The sequence below is a fragment of the Streptomyces sp. NBC_00237 genome, assembly GCF_026342435.1.
GTDB lineage: Bacteria > Actinomycetota > Actinomycetes > Streptomycetales > Streptomycetaceae > Streptomyces.
Map to the genome: position 1 here is coordinate 387,548 of NZ_JAPEMT010000005.1, position 18,829 is coordinate 406,376.

19 protein-coding genes are annotated in these 18,829 nt (G+C 72.6%); 9 read left to right on the plus strand and 10 right to left on the minus strand.

The features are described 5' to 3' along the window. Positions 1-92: 92 nt before the first annotated feature. Positions 93-1,472, minus strand: a complete 1,380-nt coding sequence (locus OG897_RS37510; RefSeq protein ID WP_266664337.1) for a dipeptidase — start codon at positions 1,470-1,472, stop codon at positions 93-95. 232 nt (positions 1,473-1,704) lie between these two features. Between OG897_RS37510 and OG897_RS37515 the strand changes: the two genes are divergently transcribed. Then, positions 1,705-3,039, plus strand: a complete 1,335-nt coding sequence (locus OG897_RS37515; protein WP_266664339.1) for a geranylgeranyl reductase family protein — start codon at positions 1,705-1,707, stop codon at positions 3,037-3,039. Positions 3,040-3,127: 88 nt separating this feature from the next. Here OG897_RS37515 and OG897_RS37520 read toward each other — a convergent pair whose 3' ends face one another. Next, positions 3,128-3,658: a nitroreductase family deazaflavin-dependent oxidoreductase gene (locus OG897_RS37520; RefSeq protein ID WP_266664341.1), complete on the minus strand. Its 531-nt coding sequence runs from the start codon at positions 3,656-3,658 to the stop codon at positions 3,128-3,130. A 184-nt stretch (positions 3,659-3,842) separates the two neighbouring features. Between OG897_RS37520 and OG897_RS37525 the strand changes: the two genes are divergently transcribed. The 3 genes from OG897_RS37525 to OG897_RS37535 all read left to right on the plus strand — a co-directional run bounded on the left by OG897_RS37525 (position 3,843) and on the right by OG897_RS37535 (position 6,662). Continuing rightward, a complete protein-coding gene (locus tag OG897_RS37525) occupies positions 3,843-4,538 on the plus strand; it encodes a TetR/AcrR family transcriptional regulator (protein ID WP_266664343.1) in 696 nt (231 codons plus the stop codon). A gap of 157 nt (positions 4,539-4,695) precedes the next feature. After that, complete coding sequence (locus OG897_RS37530; protein WP_266664345.1) at positions 4,696-6,000, plus strand: sensor histidine kinase; 1,305 nt, start codon at positions 4,696-4,698, stop codon at positions 5,998-6,000. Continuing rightward, the gene (locus OG897_RS37535) at positions 5,997-6,662 is read left to right on the plus strand and encodes a response regulator transcription factor (protein WP_266664347.1); all 666 of its coding nucleotides are present in this window, start codon (positions 5,997-5,999) and stop codon (positions 6,660-6,662) included. The genes OG897_RS37530 and OG897_RS37535 overlap by 4 nt, the downstream gene beginning before the upstream one ends. On the opposite strand, the gene OG897_RS37540 is transcribed toward OG897_RS37535, so the two are convergent. The 4 genes from OG897_RS37540 to OG897_RS37555 all read right to left on the minus strand — a co-directional run bounded on the left by OG897_RS37540 (position 6,623) and on the right by OG897_RS37555 (position 9,477). Further along, complete coding sequence (locus tag OG897_RS37540) at positions 6,623-6,904, minus strand: DUF6332 family protein (RefSeq protein ID WP_266664349.1); 282 nt, start codon at positions 6,902-6,904, stop codon at positions 6,623-6,625. The genes OG897_RS37535 and OG897_RS37540 overlap by 40 nt on opposite strands. Before the next feature lie 37 nt (positions 6,905-6,941). Next, a complete protein-coding gene (locus OG897_RS37545) occupies positions 6,942-7,694 on the minus strand; it encodes a maleylpyruvate isomerase family mycothiol-dependent enzyme (RefSeq protein ID WP_266664351.1) in 753 nt (250 codons plus the stop codon). Positions 7,695-7,735: 41 nt separating this feature from the next. Next, on the minus strand, positions 7,736-8,095 hold the full coding sequence (locus OG897_RS37550; RefSeq protein ID WP_266664353.1) for an SCO4225 family membrane protein: 360 nt from the start codon (positions 8,093-8,095) through the stop codon (positions 7,736-7,738). Positions 8,096-8,178: 83 nt separating this feature from the next. Next, positions 8,179-9,477, minus strand: coding sequence for an MFS transporter (locus OG897_RS37555; RefSeq protein ID WP_266664355.1), 1,299 nt, complete (start codon positions 9,475-9,477; stop codon positions 8,179-8,181). A 67-nt stretch (positions 9,478-9,544) separates the two neighbouring features. Here OG897_RS37555 and OG897_RS37560 point away from each other — a divergent pair, with 67 nt between their 5' ends. The 3 genes from OG897_RS37560 to OG897_RS37570 all read left to right on the plus strand — a co-directional run bounded on the left by OG897_RS37560 (position 9,545) and on the right by OG897_RS37570 (position 12,024). Continuing rightward, entirely contained in the window at positions 9,545-10,783 is a 1,239-nt protein-coding gene (locus OG897_RS37560) for an ROK family protein (RefSeq protein ID WP_266664357.1), read from the plus strand. Between the two features lie 49 nt (positions 10,784-10,832). Then, complete coding sequence (locus tag OG897_RS37565) at positions 10,833-11,471, plus strand: hypothetical protein (protein ID WP_266664359.1); 639 nt, start codon at positions 10,833-10,835, stop codon at positions 11,469-11,471. A 223-nt stretch (positions 11,472-11,694) separates the two neighbouring features. Continuing rightward, complete coding sequence (locus OG897_RS37570; protein ID WP_266664361.1) at positions 11,695-12,024, plus strand: SHOCT domain-containing protein; 330 nt, start codon at positions 11,695-11,697, stop codon at positions 12,022-12,024. A gap of 83 nt (positions 12,025-12,107) precedes the next feature. Here the strand turns inward: OG897_RS37570 and OG897_RS37575 are convergent, their stop codons facing one another. Continuing rightward, on the minus strand, positions 12,108-12,659 hold the full coding sequence (locus OG897_RS37575; RefSeq protein ID WP_266664363.1) for an anti-sigma regulatory factor: 552 nt from the start codon (positions 12,657-12,659) through the stop codon (positions 12,108-12,110). Positions 12,660-12,838: 179 nt separating this feature from the next. After that, positions 12,839-13,177, minus strand: a complete 339-nt coding sequence (locus OG897_RS37580; protein ID WP_266664365.1) for a hypothetical protein — start codon at positions 13,175-13,177, stop codon at positions 12,839-12,841. Positions 13,178-13,563: 386 nt separating this feature from the next. On the opposite strand from OG897_RS37580, the gene OG897_RS37585 reads away from it, so the two are divergent. Beyond that, the gene (locus OG897_RS37585) at positions 13,564-14,751 is read left to right on the plus strand and encodes a PLP-dependent cysteine synthase family protein (protein WP_266664367.1); all 1,188 of its coding nucleotides are present in this window, start codon (positions 13,564-13,566) and stop codon (positions 14,749-14,751) included. Here OG897_RS37585 and OG897_RS37590 read toward each other — a convergent pair. Beyond that, positions 14,748-15,239 carry an SRPBCC family protein gene (locus OG897_RS37590; RefSeq protein ID WP_266664369.1) on the minus strand — a complete coding sequence of 164 codons (492 nt, stop codon included), beginning with the start codon at positions 15,237-15,239 and terminating at the stop codon, positions 14,748-14,750. The genes OG897_RS37585 and OG897_RS37590 overlap by 4 nt on opposite strands. A gap of 95 nt (positions 15,240-15,334) precedes the next feature. Continuing rightward, complete coding sequence (locus tag OG897_RS37595; protein ID WP_266664371.1) at positions 15,335-16,174, minus strand: DeoR/GlpR family DNA-binding transcription regulator; 840 nt, start codon at positions 16,172-16,174, stop codon at positions 15,335-15,337. A gap of 348 nt (positions 16,175-16,522) precedes the next feature. Between OG897_RS37595 and OG897_RS37600 the strand changes: the two genes are divergently transcribed. Further along, on the plus strand, positions 16,523-18,820 hold the full coding sequence (locus tag OG897_RS37600) for a hypothetical protein (RefSeq protein WP_266664612.1): 2,298 nt from the start codon (positions 16,523-16,525) through the stop codon (positions 18,818-18,820). The last annotated feature ends 9 nt before the right edge of the window (positions 18,821-18,829 follow it).

Genomic DNA, 18,829 nt, shown 5'->3' on the forward strand with positions numbered 1-18,829 from the left:
CCGTACGTCCGCCGCCATGGAACTTCGCTCAGCGCATAGTTCGCTCAGCGCTGATCACCGGTGGGTTTCCCGGTGCGGGGTGCGCCGCCGTCTCAGACCTTCTTGGACTCGGCGTAGTGGGTGAGGAAGAGGGCCTCCGCGATCGAGAGGCGCTCCAGTTCCTCGGGGGAGACGCTCTCGTTCACCGCGTGGATCTGCGCCTCCGGCTCGCTCAGGCCGATGAGCAGGATCTCCGCCTCCGGGTAGAGCGAGGCGAGGGTGTTGCACAGCGGGATGGAGCCGCCCATGCCGGAGATCTGCATCTCCTCGCCGGGGTACGCGAAGCGCATCGCGTCCGCCATCGACGTGTACGCCGGGCTGGAGGTGTCCGCCTGGAACGGCTGGCCCTGGCCGACCTGCTCGACCGCGACCTTCGCACCCCACGGGGTGTGCGCCTTCAGGTGCGCGGTGAGCAGCCGCGTCGCCTCGGCGGCGTCCTGGCCCGGCGGCACCCGCAGGCTGATCTGTGCCCGCGCGCTGGCCTGGAGGGAGGGGGTGGCGCCGACGACCGGCGGGCAGTCGATGCCGATGACGGTGACGGCGGGGCGTGCCCAGATGCGGTCGGCGACCGTGCCGGTGCCGATCAGCTCGACGCCCTCGCGGACCTTCGCGTCGGCACGGAACTCGTCCTGCGGGTACTGCAGGCCCGACCAGGTGCCGTCCGCCGTGAGGCCGTCGACGGTGGTGGAGCCGTCCGCGTCGCGCAGCGAGGCGAGCAGGTGGATCATCGCGGCGAGCGCGTCGGGCGCCGCGCCGCCGAACTGGCCGGAGTGCAGGTTGCCTTCGAGGGTGTCGAGGGTCACCCGCAGCATCGTCATGCCGCGCAGCGTCGCCGTCACGGTGGGCAGGCCCACGCGGAAGTTGCCGGTGTCGCCGATCACGACGGTGTCGGCGGCCAGCAGGTCCGGGTGCGCCTCCGCGTACCGCTCCAGACCGCCGGTGCCCTGCTCCTCCGAGCCCTCGGCGATGACCTTCACGGAGACCGGGACGCCACCGTTCTCCTTCAGGGCGCGCAGCGCGAGCAGGTGCATGACGAACCCGCCCTTGCAGTCGGCCGCGCCGCGCCCGTACCAGCGGCCGTTCCGCTCGGTCAGCTCGAACGGCGGCGAGGCCCACTTGTCCTCGCCGAGCGGCGGCTGTACGTCGTAGTGCGCATACAGCAGTACGGTCGGCGCGCCCTCGGGGCCGGGCAGGAAGCCGTACACCGACTGCGTGCCGTCGGGGGTGTCGAGCAGGGCGACGTCCTGGAAGCCCTCGGTGCGCAGCGCGTCGGCGCACCAGTTCGCGGCGGCCTCGCACTCGCTCTGGGGGAACTGTGCGGGGTCCGCCACCGACTGGAAGGCCACCAGCTCGGCGAGCTCCGACTTGGCGCGGGGCATCAGCGCGGCGACGGACGCGGCGACGGGCGCAGCGATCGGGTGGGTGGCGGTCATGGGCACGCTCCTTGTGGGTGCGGACGGCGGTTCGGTGCTGCGGTGCTGCGGTGTCGTACACGCGTGATCCGGCGTGCACGGGTGCGCACCGGTTACGGTGCGGGGTGCTTCGAGCCTGCTGCGCGTGTGTTGCGCGTGTGCTGCGCGGACAGGTGTGTGTACGACGAAGACATGACCGATCCTCCCACAGCGGACCCGGCTTCCTCCGCGCCGTAGGATGCCGCAGGAAAGCATGGGCCACGGGTCGGATCAGGAGCAGAAGCACATCGTGAGCAGCGAGAACGCAGACGCCGCAGCAGACGCCGGACACGAGTGGGACGAGGACGGCGGGCCCGTGTGGGACGTCGTGGTGGTCGGGGCAGGACCGGCCGGGGCTTCCGCTGCGCACGCGGCGGCAAGCGCGGGGCGTCGTGTCCTGCTGCTGGAGAAGGCCGAACTGCCCCGTTACAAGACGTGCGGGGGAGGCATCATCGGCCCGTCCCGGGACAGCCTGCCGCCCGGGTTCGTCCTGCCGCTCCAGGACCGCATCCACGCGGTGACCTTCTCCCTGGACGGAAAGCTGACGCGCACCAGGAAGTCCAGGCGGATGCTGTTCGGCCTGGTCAACCGGGCCGAGTTCGACCAGCGGCTGGTCGAGTCCGCGCAGCAGGCGGGCGCGGTGCTGCGTACCGGTGTGACGGTCGCCCGGGTCGAGCAGCACGGGTCGGCGGTGCCGGACCGGCGCACGGCGGCCGTGGTGCTGGCCGACGGGGAGACCGTCCTCGCGCGGGCGGTCGTCGGCGCGGACGGCAGCGCCAGCCGGATAGGGGCACACGTCGGGGTCGAGCTCGACCAGGTCGACCTCGGCCTGGAGGCCGAGATCCCGGTGCCGAAGACGGTCGCCGAGGACTGGGCGGGGCGGGTGCTCATCGACTGGGGCCCCATTCCCGGGAGTTACGGGTGGGTCTTCCCGAAGGGGGACACGCTGACGGTCGGCGTGATCGCCGCGAAGGGTGAAGGGTCCGCCACCAAGCAGTACTTGACGGACTTCATCGCCCGGCTGGGGCTCGCCGGATTCGAACCGTCGGTTTCCTCCGGGCACTTGACGCGCTGCCGGGCGGCCGGGTCGCCGCTGTCGCGCGGCCGGGTGCTGGTGTGCGGGGACGCGGCGGGTCTTCTTGAGCCGTGGACCCGGGAGGGGATTTCGTTCGCCCTGCGGTCGGGGCGGCTGGCGGGGGAGTGGGCGGTGCGGATCGCCGAGGCGCAGGATGCCGTCGACGCCCGACGGCAGGCCCTGAACTACGCCTTCGCGATCAAGGCGGGGCTGGGTGTGGAGATGGGCGTCGGCAAGCGGATGCTGACCCAGTTCGAACGCCACCCGGGACTGCTGCACGCCGCGATCACCGGGCTGCGGCCCGCGTGGAACGCGTTCGCCCGCATCACGCGTGGGCAGACGACGCTGGCCGAACTGGTGCGCATGCACCCGATGGCGCAGCGGGCGCTGAACGCGGTGCACAAGGGGGACGTAGTGCGCACGGCGGATGAGGGGCGCAAGCCCGATGAGGAGCGCAAGCCGGACGAGAGCTGATCTGCTCCTGCTCCAGGTGAGTGCGCCGAGTGCGTTCGTTGAGTTCGTTGCGTGAAGCGGTGACCCGTCGGCCCTGTGGGGCGGCGGGTCACTTCGTTTGCGTGCCCGTGCCCGTGCCTGTGCCCGTGGTGGTGCCCGTGCGGTTGCCGTTGAGCGTGATGCGGAAGACCGGGTGCTTGTGGGCGGCGGCGAGCAGTTCCTCGTCGGTGGAGTCGACGGTGACGTCCCCGAAGAACCGGCCGACCTCCCAGCCCCACTTCTTGAGGTACTTCCGCAGGATCACCGGCTTCTCGGCGTCCGGCAGCTCGACGGCCGTGAACTCCTGTGTCCGGCGGCCCACTTGGAGCTTCCCGCCACCGGCCGCGCGCATGTTGCGAACCCACTCCGAGTGCCCGCGTGCCGAGACCAGGTAGGGGCCGTTCTCGTACGGGAGTGGGTTGACCGGCACCCGGCGCCACTCGCCGCTCTTGCGGCCGAGCACGGAGAGCTCGGCCGAACCCAGGAGGCTGACGCCGTGGCGGGCGAGCCAGCCGACGGTGCCGTTGAGGAGGTTGCCGACGCGGCTGGGCCTGACGTAGTGGGTGCTGCCGCTGCCGCTGCTGGTGTTGTTGCTGGTCATGGTGGGGTCCTTTCAGGGGTCTGTCCGGGAATCCGAGAGCACTGCTCTCGTTTGTGAGCACCAGTCTGCGGTGAAGCGGTGCTCTAAAGCAAGAGCAGTGCTCTCTTTTCTGTTCGGCGCTCTTTTTGTGGTGCGGTGCTCTCGTTGTTGTGCAGTGCTCTCGGTCGATGTCAGACTGCTCCCCATGAGCACCACACAGGGAGCCAGGGAACGGGCCAGGACCGAGATCACGGCGGCCATCAAGGAGGAGGCCCGCAGACAGCTCGCGGTCGAGGGCGCGGCAAAGCTCTCGCTGCGCGCGGTCGCGCGGGAACTGGGCATGGTGTCCTCCGCGCTCTACCGCTACTTCCCCAGCCGGGACGACCTCCTGACCGCGCTGATCACCGACGCGTACGACGCGGTGGGCGAAGCGGCGGAGAAGGCCCTCGTGCGGCAGTCCGCCGGGGTGGGGCACCGGGAGCGGTGGGTACGGGTGTGTCTCGCGGTACGGAGGTGGGCGCTCGACCATCCGCAGGAGTACGCCCTGCTGTACGGATCGCCGGTGCCCGGCTACAGCGCGCCGCAGACCACGGCGGTACCCGCTGCGCGGACCATGACGGTACTGATCTCGATCGCACGGGACGCCCACGCGACGCGGGGGCTCGCGGTGGAACGGCTTCCGGCGGGACTGCTCCCCGAGGCGGAGCGGTTGACGGCCGATGTCGCACCGGATCTGCCGGGGGCGGTGGCGATCGGGTTCGTGGCGGTGTGGGCGGAGCTGTTCGGGCTGATCTCCTTCGAGGTGTTCGGGCACTTTCACCGGGTGGTGGAGGAACGCGAGGCGTTCTTCGCCCACGCGGCGAGCGGCCTGGCGGAGAAGGTCGGCCTGCCCAGGACGTAGCACGGGCTCCGTGGTGCGGGCTCCGTGGTGCGGGCTCCGTAATGCGCGCTCCGTAGCGCCGCATCGGCTGCACCGCCCCCGTACTCCCCTCGAAGTACGTCCGCCCACCCCCTCCGGTCGACGCCCCGATCCCGTCGTGCCGTCTAGCGTGTGCCGCATGGAGCGACGAGGCGGAAGAGCGGACCTGGCCGGTCGCGGGCGCGTGCGCGGGCGGAGGCCGTTCCCGGGGGAGGGGTCGCCCCGGGAACGGGAGCACCGGTCCGGGTCCGCCGGGCCGCCCTGGGGCCGCGAGCACCGGGCCGGGATCGCCGGGCTGCCCTGGCGTTCGACCCTCGCGGTGGCCTTCGTCGTCTTCGTCGGGTCGCACTTCGCCCAGCAGGCCGCACAGGGCGACCGCGAGCACCTCGACGCCCTCGCCCGGTTGCTGCTCCTCGGCGGGGCCGCCACCCTCCTCTGGCGGCACCGGCTTCCCGCCGTCGTCGCGTTCGTGGCCACCGGCAGCGTGCTCGCGTACCTGGCGGGCGGCCATCCGTACGGGCCCGTCTTCCTGACCGCCGCCGTGGCGTGTTTCAGTGCGGTCGTGCACGGTCGCCGGGTCGCCGCCTGGTGTGCGGTCGGCATGCTCTGGGGCGGTCACCTGCTCATCGGGCACTGGTGGTACCGGTGGCTGCCGCCCGCCGGTGACGGGCCCGCCCCCTGGGGCCTGGAGAGCGTCGTCGCCGCATGGCTCGCCGTCATCCTCGCCGCCGCCGAACTCGCCCGCGTCAAGCACCAGCAGCGTCGGCAGGCCCGCGCCGAGCGGGCCGCAGCCGAGAAGCGGCGCGCCGACGAGGAGCGGCTGCGCATCGCCCGCGAACTGCACGACGTCCTCGCGCACAGCATCTCGGTGATCAACGTCCAGGCGAGCATGGGCCTCGCCCTCCTCGACACCGACCCCGAACAGGCCCGCACCGCGCTCAGCACCATCAAGTCCGCCAGCAAGGAGGCCCTGGGGGAGGTGCGCCAGGTGCTGGACACCCTGCGGACGCCCGGTGACGCTCCCCGGGCCCCCGCCCCCGGTCTCGACCGGCTGCCCGAGCTGGTCGAACAGGCCGCCGCCGCCGGGCTGTCGGTCCGTACGAGAACGGCGGGCGACGCGCCGCCCCGGATTCCGCCCGGCACCGACCTCGCCGCCTTCCGCATCGTGCAGGAGGCCCTCACCAACGTCGTCCGGCATTCCGGTTCCCGTACTGCAGATGTCCTGATCACGTACGCACCGGGTACGGTCCGGCTCCGGATCGACGACGTCGGGCCCGCCACCGGCGACGAGGCCGGTGGCAGCGGCAACGGACTGGCCGGGATGCGGGAGCGCGCCGCAGCCCTCGGTGGCACGATCGAGGCCGGTCCGCTCCCCGACGGCGGCTTCCGGGTGGACGCCGACATTCCGCTGAGTCGGAACCTTCGAGGAGGAGACACTCCGTGATCCGCGTACTGCTCGCCGACGACCAGGCCCTCGTACGGGCCGGATTCCGCGCCCTGCTCGGTGCTCAGCCCGGCATCGAGGTGGCGGGCGAGGCGGGCGACGGCGAGGAGGCGGTGGCGCTGGTGACGGAACTGCGGCCCGACGTCGTCCTCATGGACATCCGCATGCCCCGCCTCGACGGCCTCGCCGCCACCCGCCGCATCACCGAGGACCCGGCCCTCGACGGCGTACGCGTCGTCATGCTCACCACCTTCGAGCTCGACGAGTACGTCTTCGAGGCCATCCGCTCCGGTGCCTCCGGCTTCCTCGTCAAGGACGCCGAGCCCGAGGAACTGGTCAGGGCGGTCACTGCGGTGGTGGAGGGGGACGCGCTGCTGTCGCCCGGGGTGACGCGACGACTGATCGCCGAGTTCGCCGCCCGGTCCAAGGAGCCCGCCGAAGCGGCCGTCCTCCGGGCGCTCACCGAGCGGGAACGGGAGGTGATGGCGCTCGTCGGCATGGGCCTGTCGAACGAGGAGATCGCCCGGCGCCTCGTGGTCAGTCCGCTCACCGCCAAGACCCACGTCAGCCGGACGATGGTCAAGCTGGGTGCCCGCGACCGGGCCCAACTCGTCGTGCTGGCCTACGAGTCGGGGCTGGTGCGGCCCGGCTGGCTGGGCTGAGTGCCGGGCGCGCCCCGGTAGCCCCACAGCACGTGCACGACCCGGACGACGAAGACGGTCACGGCCAGCGCACCGGCCGTGATCCGCAGGCCGCGCGTCCAGGCCGCCGGGAGATCGAGGAGGAGGTCCGCAGGCACGGCCACCGCCGCGAACGTCACCACGGCCAGCACGAAGGCGCTGACCAGTGCGTATCCGATCTCGATCGTGATGGCGTCGCTCTGTGCCCGCGTCCTGTTCCCCATGCCGTGGAGTATCCCCGCGTTCCCGGCCGGGGGAACGTCAGTTCCAGGTGATCGCGGACAACTCCCGCCAGACATCGGCGAGTCGGGCATCACCGGTCAGGGTCGCCGACTCCACGGGGGCCCGGTTCCACAGCACCGCGTAGAGCGCCCCGGCGGTTCCGCTCAGCTCGGCGTCGGCCGGGCCTTCGTCGTCCCGTACGGTACGGGGCGGACCGTCGGGCGACAGGTGTACGGTCCACACCGCCTCCGGTGGGCCGTCGGTCGGCCGGACCCGCAGCGTGCCGGGCTTCTCCGTCCGCACCCGGCTGCGGCCCCGCGCGTGGAAGGCGGTCAGCAGCTCGTCGATGCCGTCCAGGGCCAAGTCCCGCTGCGCGTCCACCACGTGCTGGCCTGCGGCCGACGACGCGTCCATCCGGTGCACGGTCGTCTCGTGCGTCTGCCGCCGGGCCCAGAACGCGAGCGGCGACGGCGCGGGCAGGAAGGTCCAGCACTCCAGGTCCGCCGGGGCCTCCCGCAGCGCCCCCACCAGTGCGGCGTGGCCCTCGCGGAACCAGGCCAGCAACTCCGCCCCGTCGAGGTCCGGTTCGCCCTCGTCCGGCCGGTACTCCCGGTACCCCTGTGTCACGAAGCCCGTCGCCCAGCGGTGCACCATGCCGGTGTGCCGCACCAGGTCGCGCACCCGCCAGCCGGGACAGGTCGGCACCTCGGCCGACGTGCCCGCCAGTTCGGCCGTCGCGGCCAGCAACTCGCCCTCGCGGGAGAGGCATTCGATGTGTTCGTCGATTCTCATACGGCCGATGCTCGCACGGTCGAGCTCAACCCGGCTGAGCTTCACACGGCCGATCCCGGCACGCTCCGCGCCCGGGCGTGCCGCTCACCGCGCAGCAGGCGGACGAAGGCCCCGAGTGCGAACGACTGGATCAGCACGGACAGGACGAGCGCCGGATAGAGGTACGCGGCGGAGTCGGCCACCCCGCCCGGCAGCAGGTCCCCGCCGATCATGAAGAGGAACACCGTGGGCGCGGCGAGCAGGAACAGCCAGACCCCGGCGAGCGACGCGTCGTCGTGCGTGACGAACAGCATGTCGACGGTCACGAACACCGCGGCCACGGTCACCAGCGACAGGTAGACCACGGAGGCGGGGTTGCGGAAGGTGAGCTGTACGAAGCCGTGCGCGTGGTGATCCTTCATCTCGTCCCCCCGGACGGTTCGACGGTGAGATCTCATCGTGCCCCCGAGGCGGAGGTTCCGCCTGAGTAGCGGCCTGAGTACCCCTACTCAGGGCTGCCCATGCGGACACCGGGGCCCACGGCCGATCCCGGGGTCTGCCCGGCCGTCCGCGCCAGCAGCCCCAGGCAGGAAGCGCCCGCCGCCAGCACGGCCACCGTCGTCAGCGCGGTCGGCAGCGACAGCCCGTCGGCGAGGAAGCCGATGGCGGGCGGGCCGAGCAGCATGCCGCCGTAGCCGAGGGTGGACGCGGCGGCGACCCCGCTCGGTCCGGCCAGCTCGCCCGCCCGGGAGATCGCGACGGGGAAGATGTTCGCCAGCCCGAGCCCCGTCACGGCGAAGCCGAGGAGGGCGAGCCACAGCGTGGGCGCGAGGGAGCCGAGCAGCATGCCGACGGCGGCCGTCGCGCCGCCGAGCACCAGGGTCCTGGTCTGGCCGAGCCGCTCCAGGAGAGTGGTGCCGGTGAGGCGGCCGATCGTCATCGCCAGGGCGAAGAGGGAGTATCCGGCGGCGGCTGTCCCGGGGTGTGCGCCCAGGTCCTCCTGGAGGTGCAGCGGCCCCCAGTCGGCGATCGCTCCTTCGCCGTACGCCGTGCACAGGGCGATGATCCCGAAGAGCGCGACGACGCGGCGGGACCCCCTGGGGGCGGGGGAGCCGACAGCAGGTGATCCCGTACGGGCGGTCAGCGCTTTCGTACGGATCTTCGCGCCGCCCGCCCCACGCTCCAGTTTCTTCGACTCGCGCAGCAGCGTCGGCCCCGCCGTCGCCGTCAGCGCCAGCCCCGCCAGCGTCAGCGACGACAGGTGGACGAGTGGTGAGAGGCCGCCCGCGACCAGCCCGCCGAGCCCCGCGCCGACCATGCCGCCCAGGCTGAACGCCGCGTGGAAGCTGGGCATCACCGGGCGGCGCAGTGCGGTCACGAAGTCCACCGCCGCGCTGTTCATCGCGACGCTGATGCCTCCGTACAGCGCGCCGAACACCAGCAGGACGAGCCCCAGCGCGAGCGGCGAGTGCGTCAGCGGCGGCAGCGCGACGCTCAGCGAGAGCAGCGCTCCGCAGGCCACGGTCACGCGGAAGCTGCCGAAGCGGCCGCACAGCCGCCCGGTCATCGTCATGGTGATCACCGCTCCCGCCGACACCCCGAGGAGGGCGAGGCCGAGCGCGCCAGCCGACGCGGAGGTCTGCTCCTTGATGGCCGGGATGCGGACTACCCACCCCGCGAAGAGGAAGCCGTCGAGGGCGAAGAAGAGGGTCAGAGCGGTGCGGAGACGGGAGAGGGAGGGTACGGCGGGGCGGTGGCCCGGTCCCCCCGATGCGGCCGTCCGGACTTTGTTTAGGTTCGGCACAAAGTCAGCATAGGGGGAGTCCCCTGAACGGGGCAAGGCGCTCCCGGGGCGTGGCAGACTCGCTTGCATGAACGCCGAGGGGACCAGGGTGACCAGCGCCAGGACGAAGTTGGACCGGGGACGGGGTGCGCTCGGACCCGCACTGGAACTCGTGCACACGGGCCGCGCCCCCACCCGCGCCGTCCTCACCGCCGAACTCGGGGTGACCCGCGCCACGGCGGGCGCGGTCGCCGCCGAACTCGAAGCGCTGGGCCTGATCCGCGTCGACTCCAACCCCGGCGCCGCCGCCGGATCGCAGGGCCGCCCCTCGCACCGGCTGACCGTGGACGACACCGGCCCCGTCGTGCTCGCCGCCCAGGTGCACTCCGACGGCTACCGCGTGGCCCTCGTCGGCCTCGGAGGGCGCATCGTGGCCACCGCCCCCGGCTGCCAGGACATCGACGCCGACCCCGCCCGGGCCATCGGTGCGGTCGTCGACGCGGGCGCGGAACTGCTGGAGGAGTCCGGACGCCGCTGCGCCGGGGCCGGACTCGCCGTGCCCTCCGCCGTCGCCGAGCCCGAGGGCACCGCCCTCAACCCGATCCACGTCGCCTGGACCCCCGGCGCCCCGGTCCGCGAGATCTTCGCCGAGCGCGTCGCCGCCGCCGGGATCGAAGGCCCCGCCTTCACCGGCAACGACGTCAACCTCGCCGCCCTCGCCGAACACCGGCACGGCGCGGGCCGCGGCGCGAAGCACCTGCTGTGCGTCGCCACCGGCCACCGGGGTGTCGGCGGCGCGCTCGTCCTCGACGGCCGTCTGCACAGCGGGAGTTCGGGCCTGGCCCTGGAGGTGGGACACCTCACCGTCCACCCCGAGGGCCGCCCCTGCCACTGCGGCAGCCGAGGCTGCCTCGACGTCGAGACCGACCCGCTCGCCTTCCTGGCCGCCGCAGGGCGCACCCCGGGACCCGAGGTCTCGCTGCTCCAGCAGTCCCGCGACCTGCTCCGCGAGGAGTACGCGGACCTGGCCGTACGGACGGCGGCCGAGTCCCTCGTGGACCGGCTCGGCCTCGGTCTCGCCGGACTCGTGAACATCCTCAACCCGGACCGCATCGTCCTCGGCGGCCTCCACCAGGCGCTCCTGGCCGCCGCCCCGGAACGCCTGCGCGCCGTCGTCGCCGACCGCAGCCTGTGGGGGCGCAGCGGCAGCGTCCCGATCCTCCCCAGCACCCTGGACCACAACTCCCTTGTGGGGGCGGCCGAGTTGGCGTGGCAGCCGGTGCTGGACGATCCGCTCTCGGCGCTGGCGGTCGGCGCGGGCGCGTAGGCGCCGGGCACCTCATGGCCGTACGAAGATCACTTGGTACGGTCCGCCCATGACCCTCACCCCTGCCGAAGCGCCCCTCGCCTCCGCCGACGTCCGCCGGGCCACCGACCTCTGCATCGCGGCCCTGCGCCCCGCCCGCGACGCCGACTGGAGCGTCCCGGCCGGTGAGCTGGAGTGGGACTGCTGGGAGACCGCCGAGCACCTGGTCGACGACCTGTTCGCCTACGCGTCCCGGCTGGCCGTCGAACGCATCGGATCCAACCTGCCCCACCGTCGTACGCCCGAGAGTCCCGGCGCTCCCAGGAACGCCGTCCGCGCCGACCGTGCGGCGGGGGTCGAAGGGCTCCTGGCCGTCCTCGACTCGGCCGCCGGACTCATGTGCGCCGTGGCCTCGGTCAAGTCCCCCGAGGCCAGGGCCTATCACGTCTACGGCGACTCCGACCCCGAGGGCTTCGCCGCCATGAGCATCGTCGAGCTCTTCGTGCACACCCACGACCTGACCACCGGCCTCGGCCTCGACGCCTGGGAGCCGCCCGCCGACCTGTGCGCCCGCACCCTGCACCGGCTCTTCCCGCACGTCCCCGCCGACACGGCTCCCTGGCCCACCCTGCTCTGGGCCACCGGCCGGGGCGAACTCCCGGGCAGGGCACGCCTGGACGAGTGGCGCTGGTACGGGGCACCGCGCTAGCCGGAGCGCCGTACAGGAGGGGCGCTGTACAGCAGGAACGCTGTACAGCAGGAATGCCGTACAGCAGGGATGCCGTACAGCAGGGACGCCGCCGGGGAGCACCGCCAGGTCCTCCCCGTACTCCCAGGGACGTACGCGAACGGCCGCTGCCCGTACGACGACCCGCACCCCCGCCCCGGCACATCCTCGGTAGCACCCCATCGACACCGAGGAGTTGGACCCCATGAACACCCTTGCGCACGAAGGCCCCGGCCCCTGGCTGCTGTTCGTCCCGCTGGTCTGGGCGGCCGTCGTGTTCGGCGTCGTCACCCTGCTGCGCCGCACCGTGTGGCGGGGCAGGGGGCGCGGTCCCGGGCGCGGCGGACCGTGGCAGGGCCACGGGCGGGCGGGCCAGGAGCGCGGGCACGGCGAGCAGTCGCCGATCACCGTCCTCGGGCGGCGCTTCGCCACCGGTGAGATCGACGAGGACGAGTACTGGCGCAGGCTCTCCGTCCTGAACGAGCAGTTCGGCAGGACGGAGGAGCCGCTCCGGGGGAAGGGCGGCATGGCCTGACGGGTCATGCCGTGACGGTCGGTCCGCAGCGGCGGGCCGACCCGTGCCGGTCCGGGACGACCGGACCGACCTGGACGGTCCGGTCAGCCCACCGCGGCGGACCGGGCCGTCCGGTCGCGTTTACCGCGCTCGCGCTCAGGGCGCGGCGTCAGGGCCACCGGCGCGGACTCCGGTACGGGCTCCGGCGCGGCCGAAGGGGCCGTTGAAGATGCGGGCAGGGACGTGGGCAGGGGCGCGGGCAGGGACGTGGGCAGGGCGAACCACACGGTCTTGCCCTCCTCCCCGTCCTGGCGCACTCCCCAGGCGTCGCTGACCGCCGCGATGAGCGCGAGTCCGCGCCCTCCGGTGTCGGACGGGTCCGCCTCGCACAGCAGGGGCGGCCGGGGATCGTGGTCGTGGACGGAGACCGTGAGCCGGTCGAAGAGCAGCTCCATCTCCACGGTGCACGTCTTGTCGGGCTGGGCATGCCGATGGACGTTGGTCAGCAGCTCGGTGACCCCGAGCGACGCCTGGTCTATCAACGGGTCCAGATGCCAGTAGCGCAAGTGCGCGGAGACGATCCTGCGCACTTGGCCGATGCGTGACGGCGCAGCTTGGAGCTCCACCGTGCAGTGCCTGCTGGGCTGGCTGATCACTGCTGCGACTCCCCGGGGTGAGATCCGGAAGGCGGTCGAAGAGCTTCGATGAGCTTCGATGGCGAGGGTGCGGATCATTGCCGGAGTGACGGACTGGATCGCAGCGTCACCTCCGACGCACCCTGCGTGAGATATCGCCAGGGTGACCCAGCGGGTGGCACCGCGCAACTCGCGTCGCGTCAGCCACCCACCGCACCACCCGTCGCGCCGCCTGCCCCACCGGACGCCGCACCACCGGCCTTCCGTACGGAGCGGAGCGCGTCCAGGAGCCGCCCGCCCGCCTCGGCGGAGGTCAGCCGGTACCGGATGCCGTTGAGCCGGGCCACCGTGCGGTCGCCACCGGCGAACCACGGCCTGCCCGCGGTCACCGCCCTCAGCGGCGCGCTGTCGATCAGCTGGCCGTCACTTCTCAGCAGTGCCAGTACGCCGTCCCGGACGACGACCTGTCCCGCCCTGGTGAGCGAGCGTGGCCACCGCTCGATCCGTACCCCCAGCACGCTGAAGTCGGGCTCCGCCATTGCCTGTTCGCCTCCCTCCTGTGGTCTTCCGCTGGTCTTCCGCTGGTCTTCCGCATGGGTGGACGCCGTGATTCGCCCCCGTTCACGCCCCCGCTTTCTGTGGGCAGTCTGCATGGGCGCGGGCGTGCACACCAGGGGGGCCAGGACAGTGAATGAGACATTCCACCTCTGCGCCCCCCCTTACGCCCCGACCGGTGACACAAGGAAGTGCTATGGCTGCCCAAAGTGAACGTTTGTGCAGGTGGGAGGCTTAAAGTGGCATGTGGGAGACCGCTGTGCCGGGCGACCATGCCGCAGGCACAGCAGTCAGACAGAGCCCGACAGAGACAGACGTATCCGTACGGAACCGCACGGGACGGCACACAGCAGTACGAGGAGTGGCGCGGATGAGCACCAGCGAACCGGCAGGACGCGGCGCCGCCGCGGTGGCCGATCTACACCCCGTCGACCCCGTCGGCACCCCGGTCGCATCCACCGCGGTGCCCACCGTGGACGTCGACCGCAGCGACCCGGAGTACCGGGCCTGGTTGAAAGAGGCGGTGCGCAAGGTACAGGCGGACGCCAACCGGTCGGCCGACACCCACCTGCTGCGCTTCCCGCTGCCGGAGGAGTGGGGCATCGACCTCTACCTCAAGGACGAGTCGACGCACCCGACGGGCAGTCTCAAGCACCGGCTCGCCCGTTCGCTGTTCCTCTACGGGCTGTGCAACGGCTGGATCCGGCCGGACCGCCCCGTCATCGAGGCGTCCAGCGGTTCCACTGCCGTCTCGGAGGCGTACTTCGCGAAGCTCATCGGCGTGCCGTTCATCGCTGTGATGCCGCGCACCACCAGCGCCGAGAAGTGCCGCCTGATCGAGTTCCACGGCGGCCAGTGCCACTTCGTGGACGACTCCCGCAAGATGTACGAGGAGTCCGCCCGTCTCGCGGCGGAGACCGGCGGTCACTACATGGACCAGTTCACCTACGCCGAGCGGGCCACCGACTGGCGCGGCAACAACAACATCGCCGAGTCGATCTACCAGCAGCTGAAGCTGGAGCGCTACCCCGAGCCGAGCTGGATCGTCGCCACCGCCGGTACGGGCGGCACCTCCGCGACCATCGCCCGCTACGTGCACTACATGCAGTACGACACCTTCATCTGCGTCCCCGACCCGGAGAACTCCTGCTTCTTCGACGGCTGGAACCGGCACGACCCGAACGCCACCAGCGACTGCGGCTCCCGCATCGAGGGCATCGGCCGCCCCCGCATGGAGCCCTCGTTCGTCACCGGCGCGGTCGACCGCATGATGAAGGTCCCGGACGCGGCGAGCGTGGCCGCCGTGCGTGCCCTGGACGCGGCACTCGGCCGCAAGGCGGGCGGCTCGACCGGCACCGGGCTGTGGAGCGCGCTGAAGATCGTCGCCGAGATGGTGGAGCAGGGACGCAAGGGCAGCGTGGTCACGCTGATCTGCGACCCGGGCGACCGCTACCTCGACAAGTACTACTCCGACGACTGGCTCGCCGAGCAGGGACTGGACATCGCGCCCTACTCGGCGGCCGTCGAACAGTTCCTGGAGACGGGCGTCTGGCCCTAGCCCCCGCCCTCCCGCTTCTGTCGCCGTACGGCCAGTCGGCGGTCCAGCTCGCGCACCGCGTCGCGGAAGGAGCGCCCCACCCCGGGGCGTGCCGCCCGCAACAGCAGCCGCAGCGGGGCGGGGCCGTCGACGGCCATGGTCCACTGCACCCGGGTGGCCGCCCCGGCGGGCCGGATCCGCCACTCCTCCAGCATCGCCGTGAGGCCCGGGGCGTTGGTGAGGTCGATCCGGTACGCGTAGCGCTTCGCCGGTTCGGCCGCCACGACGGTCTCCATGAAGCGGGTGCCGCCCTTGAGGTGCACCTCGCGGCCCTCCGCCGTCGGCCGGGCGAACGTCACGGCCGTGAACCAGCGGGGCCACTCCCCGGTCTCCTCGGCCAGAGCCCGGTACACGTCCTCGGGCGATGCCGCGACCTCGGCCACGAAGACCAGGCGTACGGGCGCGGACTCGGCGAAGTCGAGCCCAACGCCCCGCAGTTGGCGGACCATGCGACGTGCACCTCCGGTGATCGACGGAAAAGCGTACGCGCCAAGGTAGTTGACGTACTGTCAGAAGTCTCCGGGCCGCCGGGAGTCCAGAGTCGTCAGAGGTCTTCGGGGTGGTCGGCCCCGGTGTTCTCGCCCGCCACCACCAGACCCGGCAGGTGCTCCGCCATCTCCTCGCGCGCCGCCGCCGAAAGCCCCTGGTCCGTCACGAACGCGTCCACCTGATCCAGCGACGCGAACGAACTCAGGCCCACCGTCCCCCACTTGGTGTGGTCGGCGACCACCACCACCCGGCGCGCCGAACCCACCAACCTGCGGTTCGTCTCCGCCTCCGCGATGTTCGGCGTGGACAGACCCGCCTCGGCCGATATCCCGTGCACTCCGAGGAACAGCACGTCGAAGTGGAGCGAGGCGATGGCCCGGTCCGCGACCGGACCGACGAGCGAGTCCGAAGGGGTGCGCACCCCGCCGGTCAGCACCACCGTCGCCGCGCCGCTGGTGTCGCCGCCCGCCTGCCGCGCGGTGTGGAACACGTCCGCCACCCGCACCGAGTTGGTCACCACCGTCAGGTCCGGCACGTCCAGCAGGTGCCGGGCGAGCGCGTACGTGGTCGTGCCGCCCGACAGCGCCACCGCGCTGCCCGGCACCGCCATCGAGGCCGCCGCCCGCGCGATGTCCTCCTTCGCGGAGAGCTCCAGCGCCGACTTCGCCTCGAAGCCGGGCTCATGGGTGCTCGCCTCCACCACCGGCACCGCACCACCGTGCACCTTCTCGACGACACCCTGACGGGCCAGCGCGTCGAGGTCGCGGCGGACCGTCATGTCGGACACGTTCAGCCGCCGCGTCAGCTCGTTGACCCGCACTCCGCCGCGCCGCCGTACCTCGTCGAGAATGAGGGCGCGACGCTGTTCGGCGAGGAGGTTCTGATTCTCGGTCACTGCGGGCCCCGGTCCTTTCCATGACGCCGTCAGGGGCTGCTCATCCTCGCACGGGGCGCAACACGCCTCCACAGCTGGTGTTATAGCCCGCGAGGCCGGGTCCGCGCGCGCTTTTCGTGGGGGCGACTCGCGAAGAATGTGCGGTGGGGGTGGGCAGCGAGGGGTACGTCCGGGATGCTGAAAGCTCCCCCTCGCACACGCAGGAGAGCGAGCCCCGCAGTGCCCCCAGTCCCCGCCGCTCCGGACGGCTCCACTCCGGAATCCCTCACTCCGGCACCCTCGGCCCCGGAATCCTCCACTCCGGAAGCCCGTGCCCACGAAGGCGCCCACGAAGCCGTTCCCGAAGGCATCGTCGCCTACCTCACCGCCCCCGCCCTCGAACTCCTCGTGCACGGGGTCGGCGGCGCCACCCCCGAGGCGATGCTCGGCGACCCCCGCACCACTCGCGTCACCGGCGACAACACCGCCGCCGTGTTCCGCCGTACCGAGGACGTCGACGCCGAGGACCGCCCCGCCGAGTACCGCGACCGGCCGATCCCCGAGGCGTACGTCTGGTCCAACCTCACCTCCGGCAACGGCATCCGGGCCCTCTGGCTCCTCCTGCTGCCCTTCATGGTCGTCAACCTCGCCCACTGGATGCGCCCCACCACCGAGGGCAACGCCCGCACCGTCCGGCTCTACGGCGTCCTCGTCCGTCTCGTCGCCCTCACCCTGACCCTCCTCCTGGTCGCCGCCGCCTGCGAAGTCGCCCTCGACCTCACCGCCTGGCAGTGCGCGGGCTCCGCAGCCTGCTCCGGCAGGAAGTCCTGGCTCGGCTTCCTCTCCGTCGCGGACGGCGGCTGGTGGAGCCAGCCGGGCCGCCGCATCGCCCTCGCCACCCTCGTCCCCGCCGCCCTCACCGGCCTCCTCTGGTACCTCTCGCACCGCACCTGGAGCGCGTACGAGTCCCAGCAGCCGCTGCCCCACGTCGAAGAGGCCCCCTCCGAGCACGCCCTCGGCCGCCCCGGCTTCTGGTACGGGCGCAGGCTCGTGGCCCGGCTGCGCGCCGCGCACACCACCGCCGGGTTCCTCACCGTCGCCGGGTTCCTCACCGTCGCCACCGCCCGCCACGACCGCGCGGCCCCGAACACCGTTCTGGACGTGTGCGGCTGGGCCCTCCAGGGGGTGCTGATCGGCGGCGGGACCGTCGTCGTCTGGGTCGTCTGCCGACGCGGCCGCACCGAGTCCCGCTTCGACGCCGTCCTGGACCGCGCCCTGGTCACCCTGCTGCCCGCCGCGTCCCTCGTCGCCCTCGTCCTCGCCGTCCTGTACGCGGGCTGGTCCCGGCCCGCCTGGACGTCGGCGGGCCGACTCGACGGCGGGGCCCGCACGTTCGGGCTGCTGACCCTCGCCCAGCTCCTGCTGGTCCTCGCGCTCGCCGTCGTCGCCGTGATCCTCAACCGCCGCACGCCCGTCGCCCGTACGGCCATGCGCGGACTCGGCGGACCCGCCGTCGCCATGCTGGCCTGCGCACTGGGCGGCGTCATGTCCGGCGGCGTCGCCCAGCGCGTCGCCGACTGGCTCGACGGCCCCGGCACCCCCGGCATGACCACGGGCCCCGACGTGCCCGTCCCTGGCCCGCCCGTCCTGCTCACCTGGCAGGCGTCCGTCATCCCGCCGATCCTGCTCGTCCTGCTCCTGCTCGCCCTCTTCTACGGCGTCCGCACCTGGCGCACCCGCAACGCGCTGGCCCCCACCGTCGAGGCCGACTACCCCGCCGAGAAGCCCGACCCCGTCCGCACCGGCCGCATCGCCCTGGCCCGCGCCGCCGCCGACCTCACCGACCACGCACCCCGCATGATCGCCACCCTCTCAGGCTCCACCGTGCTCCTGGGCACCGTCGCCCTCCTCGGGGCCTTCCTGTACGACGAGGTGCCGGGCCGCGCCGCCAAGGGCACGCCGTCCGCCGTCGAAGCGGTCGCGCACACCTCGCAGGCCCTGGGCTCCTGGCTGATCGGCTTCGGGTTCCTGCTCTTCGTCACCTGGGGGCGGCGCGCCTACCGCGACCCCAAGGCGCGGCGCACCATAGGAATCCTCTGGGACGTCGGCACCTTCTGGCCGCGCGCCGCCCACCCCTTCGCCCCGCCCTGCTACGCGGAACGCGCCGTACCCGACCTCACCTGGCGCATGGCCACCTGGACCGAACGCACCCAGGGCCGCCTCGTCATCTCGGGCCACTCCCAGGGCAGCGTGCTGTCCGCCGCAGCCGTCTGGCAGCTCCCGCAGCGCACCCGCCGCCGGGTCGCCCTGCTCACCTACGGGGCCCCGCTGGAGCGGTTGTACGGGCGCTGGTTCCCCGCGTACTTCGGGCCCGCCTGTCTGCGCAGCCTGCACGACGAGGTCGACTGCTGGCGCAACCTCTGGCGGCACACCGACCCGATAGGAGGCCCGGCCCGCGTCGTGCCCGACGAGGGCCGCCACCCCGTGGACCGCGACGCGCTCCTCGACCCGCTCGCGTACGGGCGCACCCCCGAACAGCCGCTGCCCGCACCGATACTGGGCCACTCCGACTACCAGACCGACCCCGCCTTCGCGGGCGAGCGCGACAAACTCCTCGCCCGCCTGCCGGAACCGACCCTGCCCCGGCAGAACATCCCGCACGGGTAACGGCCCGCA

Bases quoted from the DNA above. Each gene is read 5' to 3' on its own strand.
- OG897_RS37585 (WP_266664367.1), top strand. From the start codon at position 13,564: ATGAGCACCAGCGAACCGGCAGGACGCGGCGCCGCCGCGGTGGCCGAT.
- OG897_RS37545 (WP_266664351.1), bottom strand. From the start codon at position 7,694: ATGAGAATCGACGAACACATCGAATGCCTCTCCCGCGAGGGCGAGTTG.
- OG897_RS37530 (WP_266664345.1), top strand. From the start codon at position 4,696: ATGGAGCGACGAGGCGGAAGAGCGGACCTGGCCGGTCGCGGGCGCGTG.
- OG897_RS37510 (WP_266664337.1), bottom strand. From the start codon at position 1,472: ATGACCGCCACCCACCCGATCGCTGCGCCCGTCGCCGCGTCCGTCGCC.
- OG897_RS37525 (WP_266664343.1), top strand. From the start codon at position 3,843: ATGAGCACCACACAGGGAGCCAGGGAACGGGCCAGGACCGAGATCACG.
- OG897_RS37550 (WP_266664353.1), bottom strand. From the start codon at position 8,095: ATGAAGGATCACCACGCGCACGGCTTCGTACAGCTCACCTTCCGCAAC.
- OG897_RS37570 (WP_266664361.1), top strand. From the start codon at position 11,695: ATGAACACCCTTGCGCACGAAGGCCCCGGCCCCTGGCTGCTGTTCGTC.
- OG897_RS37580 (WP_266664365.1), bottom strand. From the start codon at position 13,177: ATGGCGGAGCCCGACTTCAGCGTGCTGGGGGTACGGATCGAGCGGTGG.
- OG897_RS37540 (WP_266664349.1), bottom strand. From the start codon at position 6,904: ATGGGGAACAGGACGCGGGCACAGAGCGACGCCATCACGATCGAGATC.
- OG897_RS37560 (WP_266664357.1), top strand. From the start codon at position 9,545: ATGAACGCCGAGGGGACCAGGGTGACCAGCGCCAGGACGAAGTTGGAC.
- OG897_RS37565 (WP_266664359.1), top strand. From the start codon at position 10,833: ATGACCCTCACCCCTGCCGAAGCGCCCCTCGCCTCCGCCGACGTCCGC.
- OG897_RS37515 (WP_266664339.1), top strand. From the start codon at position 1,705: ATGGGCCACGGGTCGGATCAGGAGCAGAAGCACATCGTGAGCAGCGAG.
- OG897_RS37520 (WP_266664341.1), bottom strand. From the start codon at position 3,658: ATGACCAGCAACAACACCAGCAGCGGCAGCGGCAGCACCCACTACGTC.
- OG897_RS37590 (WP_266664369.1), bottom strand. From the start codon at position 15,239: ATGGTCCGCCAACTGCGGGGCGTTGGGCTCGACTTCGCCGAGTCCGCG.